The 4,792-nt window shown below is 77.1% G+C and carries 5 protein-coding genes; 3 read left to right on the top strand and 2 right to left on the bottom strand.

Annotated features, from left to right (window positions below; all coding sequences use genetic code 11):
- Window positions 1-61: 61 nt before the first annotated feature.
- The 3 genes from aroA (at window position 62) to hisN (ending at window position 3,474) form a co-directional block, all read left to right on the top strand.
- Entirely contained in the window at window positions 62-1,510 is a 1,449-nt protein-coding gene (aroA, locus tag N866_RS16470) for a 3-phosphoshikimate 1-carboxyvinyltransferase (protein ID WP_081802748.1), read from the top strand.
- Window positions 1,511-1,576: 66 nt separating this feature from the next.
- Entirely contained in the window at window positions 1,577-2,677 is a 1,101-nt protein-coding gene (gene rsgA, locus N866_RS16465) for a ribosome small subunit-dependent GTPase A (RefSeq protein ID WP_034228420.1), read from the top strand.
- Entirely contained in the window at window positions 2,674-3,474 is an 801-nt protein-coding gene (gene hisN, locus N866_RS16460; RefSeq protein WP_034228417.1) for a histidinol-phosphatase, read from the top strand. Before rsgA ends, hisN begins: the two co-directional genes overlap by 4 nt.
- Before the next feature lie 72 nt (window positions 3,475-3,546).
- On the opposite strand, the gene N866_RS16455 is transcribed toward hisN, so the two are convergent.
- Window positions 3,547-4,011 (bottom strand): DUF6912 family protein, encoded by a 465-nt coding sequence (locus N866_RS16455; protein ID WP_034228414.1) that lies wholly within the window; start codon window positions 4,009-4,011, stop codon window positions 3,547-3,549.
- A gap of 4 nt (window positions 4,012-4,015) precedes the next feature.
- The coding region (locus N866_RS21550; RefSeq protein ID WP_034228412.1) for a CpaE/TadZ family protein at window positions 4,016-4,792 on the bottom strand (777 nt) is incomplete at its 5' end.

The following is a 4,792-nucleotide window of genomic DNA, read 5'->3' as shown; positions in this document are numbered from 1 at the left end:
CCCGGGCCGCCGGCTGCGGACGCCCGCCGGGACGCACCGGCGCCGCCGGTAGCCTCGCACCATGACGTCGACGGCCTCCACGACCGCGGGCGACCCCCGGCCCGCCCCCCGCGACCCGTCCGCGCACCCGGTGGGGGCGGACGGGGTCCTGGCGGCCCCCGTCGCGCTCGCTGCCCTCGATGCGACCGTGGACGTCCCGGGGTCGAAGTCGCTGACGAACCGCTACCTCGTGCTGGCCGCGATCGCGGAGGCGCCCGGCGTCGTCCGCGGTGCGCTGGCCTCGAGCGACACGCTGCGGATGGCCGAGGCCCTCACCGCGCTCGGCGCGCCCGTGGACCGGGACGGCTCCGACTGGTCGGTCACGCCCTTCCCCGCGGCGCCCCCGAGCGCCGGGACCAGCGCGGCGGTGCCCGCCGCGGTGCACTGCGGGCTGGCCGGGACCGTCATGCGCTTCCTCCCGCCGGTCGCCGCCCTGCTGGGCCGCCCCGTCCGGTTCGACGGCGAGCCGCCCGCGCGGGTCCGCCCCATGGGACCGGTGCTGCGGGCGCTCGAGGCCCTCGGCGTCCGCGTCGAGGACGAGGGTCGCGGGACCCTCCCCTTCACGGTCACCGGGCCGCCGCGACTGCGGGGCGGGCACGTCGACGTCGACGCGAGCGGGTCCTCGCAGTTCGTGTCCGGCCTCCTCCTCGCCGCGGCGAGGTTCGAGGACGGCCTGGAGCTGCGGCACACCGGCCCGACCCTCCCGAGCCTGCCCCACATCGAGATGACCGTCGCGGTCCTGCGGGAGGCAGGGGTCGACGTCGACGCGTCCCGGCCGGGGATCTGGCGGGTCGCGCCCGGTCCGGTGCGCGGACGGGACCTCCGGGTCGAGCCGGACCTGTCGAACGCGGCGCCGTTCCTGTGCGCCGCCCTCGTCGCGGGGGGCACCGTGCGCGTCCCGGGCTGGCCGGAGCGCAGCACCCAGCCGGGCATGCTCCTGCCGGAGCTGCTCACGGCGATGGGGGGCGTCGTGGAGCGCGACGGCGAGGTCCTCGCGGTGACCGGCACGGGCGCGGTGCACGGCATCGACGTCGACCTGCACGAGGCCGGCGAGCTGGCGCCGACGATCGCCGCGCTCGCCACGCTCGCCGACTCCCCCACGCGCCTGCGCGGCATCGCGCACATCCGGGGGCACGAGACGGACCGCCTCCTGGCCCTGGCCACGGAGATCACCCGTCTGGGCGGGCGCGCCGAGCAGACCTCCGACGGCCTGGTGATCACGCCCGCCCCGTTGCACGGCGCCCGGTTCGAGACCTACCACGACCACCGCATGGCCACGGCGGGGGCCCTGATCGGGCTCCGCGTCCCGGGCGTCGACGTCGTCGACGTGGCGACCACCGGCAAGACGCTCCCGGACTTCGTCGGGATGTGGCTCGGCATGCTGGGCACGGCAGCAGGCCTGGGCACGGGGGCAGGCCTGGGCACCGGTACCGGTACCGGCACGACCCCCGGCGCCCCGACGGACGGCTGACGACCCGGTGGCGACCGTGCAGATCGCGTCCGCGGCGAGGCGTGCCACCGGCCCGGGGGCGGCCCCGTGAGCCGCCTCGCCGGCCGCTACGACGAGAGCCACGTCCGCTCCCGGCCGAACCCGCGCGGCTCACGCCCGCGGACGAAGCAGCGGCCCAGCCACGACGACGCGGTCCCCGCCCTGGTGACCGGCGTCGACCGCGGTCGCTACACCCTGCTCGTCGCGGAGGGCGAGCCGTCGGAGCGCGTCGTGACGGCCATGCGGGCCCGGGAGCTGGGGCGCGAACGCGTCGTCTGCGGCGACCGGGTCGACGTGGTCGGTGACACGAGCGGCGCCGTCGGCTCCCTGTCGCGGATCGTCCGGGTCGCGGACCGCACCACGGTGCTGCGACGGACCGCCGACGACACCGACCCGATCGAGCGCGTCATCGTCGCCAACGCCCACCAGCTCGTCGTCGTGACGGCCCTCGCGGACCCCGAGCCCCGCACCCGGATGATCGACCGCTGCGTCGTCGCGGCCTACGTCGCGGGCATGGACGTCCTGCTCTGCCTGACCAAGGCCGACCTGGCGTCCCCGGACGAGCTCGTGGCCCTCTACGCACCGATCGGCGTGGACGTCGTCGTCACCTCCTTCACGGCGGCCCCCGGCGCCGACGACGCCCGCGGGATCCACGGTCTCGATGACGTCCGGAGCCGGCTGACCGGGCGCACCTCGGTGCTCGTCGGCCACTCCGGTGTGGGCAAGTCGACCCTCGTCAACGCGCTGGTCCCGGACGCCCGCCGGGCCACGGGCGGGGTCAACGACGTGACCGGCCGCGGTCGGCACACGTCCTCCTCCGCCGTGGCCCTCCGACTGCCGGGGCACGACGGCTGGGTGATCGACACCCCGGGCGTCCGCTCGTTCGGGCTCGCGCACGTCGGGCCGGAGGACCTGCTGCAGGCCTTCGCCGACCTCGCCGAGGTGGCCGAGGAGCGCTGCCCGCGAGGGTGCTCCCACGCGGCCGAGGCACCGGACTGCGGCCTCGACGAGTGGGTGGAGGCGGGTGCCGGGAGCACAGCGGGGGCCGACGACGACGCCGCGACCGAGTCCGGTGAGCGGGCCGCGCGTGTCGACTCGTTCCGACGGCTGCTCACGGCCCGCACGGTGGCCGCTACGGTGCAGCCATGACCATCCGCTCCGGGTACGACGACGACCTGCGCCTCGCCCACGTGATCGCGGACCAGGTGGACGGCCTGACGACGAGCCGGTTCAAGGCGCTCGACCTGCGCGTGGAGACGAAGCCGGACACGACGCCGGTCACCGACGCCGACCGCCAGGCCGAGGAGATCGTGCGCTCCCAGCTCGCCCGGACCCGCCCGCGGGACGCGGTCGTCGGCGAGGAGATGCCCACGACGGGCCACGGGCCGCGGCAGTGGGTCATCGACCCGATCGACGGGACCAAGAACTTCGTGCGGGGCGTGCCGGTCTGGGCCACCCTCATCGCCCTGGTCGACGCCGGCCGGCCCGTGCTCGGCGTCGTGAGCGCCCCGGCGCTCGGGCGGCGCTGGTGGGCGGCGGAGGGCAGCGGCGCGTGGACCGGTCGCTCGCTGGCGTCGGCGACGCGGCTGCAGGTCTCGCAGGTGAGCCGCCTCGAGGACGCGTCGCTGTCGTACTCGAGCCTGTCCGGCTGGGAGGAGCAGGGGCGGCTCGAGGGGTTCCTGGACCTCACGCGCGCGACCTGGCGGACCCGGGCGTACGGCGACTTCTGGTCCTACGTCCTCGTCGCCGAGGGTGCCGTGGACATCGCGGCCGAGCCGGAGCTGGCGCTGCACGACATGGCGGCGCTCGTGCCGATCGTGACGGAGGCCGGCGGCCGCTTCACGTCGTTGAGCGGCGTGCCGGGTCCCTTCGGCGGGTCCGCCCTCGCCACGAACGGCGTCCTGCACGACCAGGTCCGGGCGTTCCTGGACCCGTTCGGCGAGTGACCGGGCGACCGCTCGGCGACGGACCGCGCGGCCGGGTCCCCGGTCCCGTCAGCGGTTCCGTCCGCGGTCCCGTCAGCGGCCGCTGCGGCCCAGGGTCGCCAGCTCGCTGACGTCGTACCAGAGCAGGTCACGCTCGGCGAGGCGCTCGGCGGCGTCGTCGTCCCCCGCGAGCGTCGCCGTGACGTCGGCCTCGGCGGCCGCCTCGTCGACGTGGGCGCACGCGACGTCGCCCCAGCCGACGCCCGCGAGCAGGCGCACGACGCTCGGCGTGTGGGCCTCGCCCTCCTCGACCGGCTCCACGAGGCTCTCCGGCACGTCCGCGGCGACGACGACCCGGCGGCGCGCGGCCGGCGGCAGGTCCTCCAGGAGGTCGAGGCTGTCGTCCGCCGCCAGCAGCTGCGCGGCGTACTCCAGGCCCTCCTCGTCCTCGTCCGGCAGCGCCTCCCGCAGGCCGGGCGTGACGGCGTGGACGAGCCGGGCGGTCAGGCCGGACGAGGTGGCGAGCTCGGGCAGGCTCGCGGGGACGTAGATGCGCACGGCCTCAGTGTGCCCCCACCGGCGTCAGCGCTGCGAGCACGTCGTCGGCGAGGCGCGTCACCGCCCGGCACAGGGGTGTCCCGGGCGCGTGCTCGACGACGCTCCGCCCGGCGAGCAGGGCGGCGTCGCAGACCGTCGGGTCGTCGGGCAGCACGTGCACGTCCTCCACGCCGGCGTACCGGCGCAGAGCGTCGCGCACGGCCTCGGCGGGACGAGGGCCGGCCGCCCCCGGCCGCACGCGGTTGACGACGACCACTCGCCGGTCCGGGCGGGATCCCGCACCGGCCTTGCTCTCGGCGAGCTCGCCCAGCCCGCGCACGAGGCGCTGCAGCCCCAGCGGGTCGCCCGCGCCCACGACGACGACGACGTCCGCCGCGGCCAGGGCGGACAGGGTCGCCGCGTTGCGTCGCGGCGCGCGGGTGTCGTAGCTGAGGACCTCGTCCTCCTCCAGGCAGAAGCCGGTGTCGACGACCGTCGTCGACGCGAGGCGGCGGCAGACGGGCCACAGCACCTCCAGCCCGGCGTCGGAGATCTCGGGCCACCGCGCCGCCCGGCTGATGCCCGTCAGGATGCGCAGGCCGTCGTGGACCAGCGGCGTCAGGCCGGCGAGCGTCACCCGGTCGAGGTGGCCCGCCGTCGCCGCGCGGACCGCGGCGGCCAGGCCCGGAGCCTCGTCGAGCAGCCCGAGGACCGCCCCGACGGCGCCGCCGTAGGTGTCGGCGTCGACCAGCAGGACCTCCCCGCCGGGCCCGCGCCGCCGGGTGGCCAGCTCCGCGGCCAG

Origin of the sequence: Actinotalea ferrariae CF5-4 (assembly GCF_000603945.1) — a bacterium.
GTDB lineage: Bacteria > Actinomycetota > Actinomycetes > Actinomycetales > Cellulomonadaceae > Actinotalea > Actinotalea ferrariae.
This window is presented reverse-complemented; position numbering and strand designations above follow the sequence as displayed.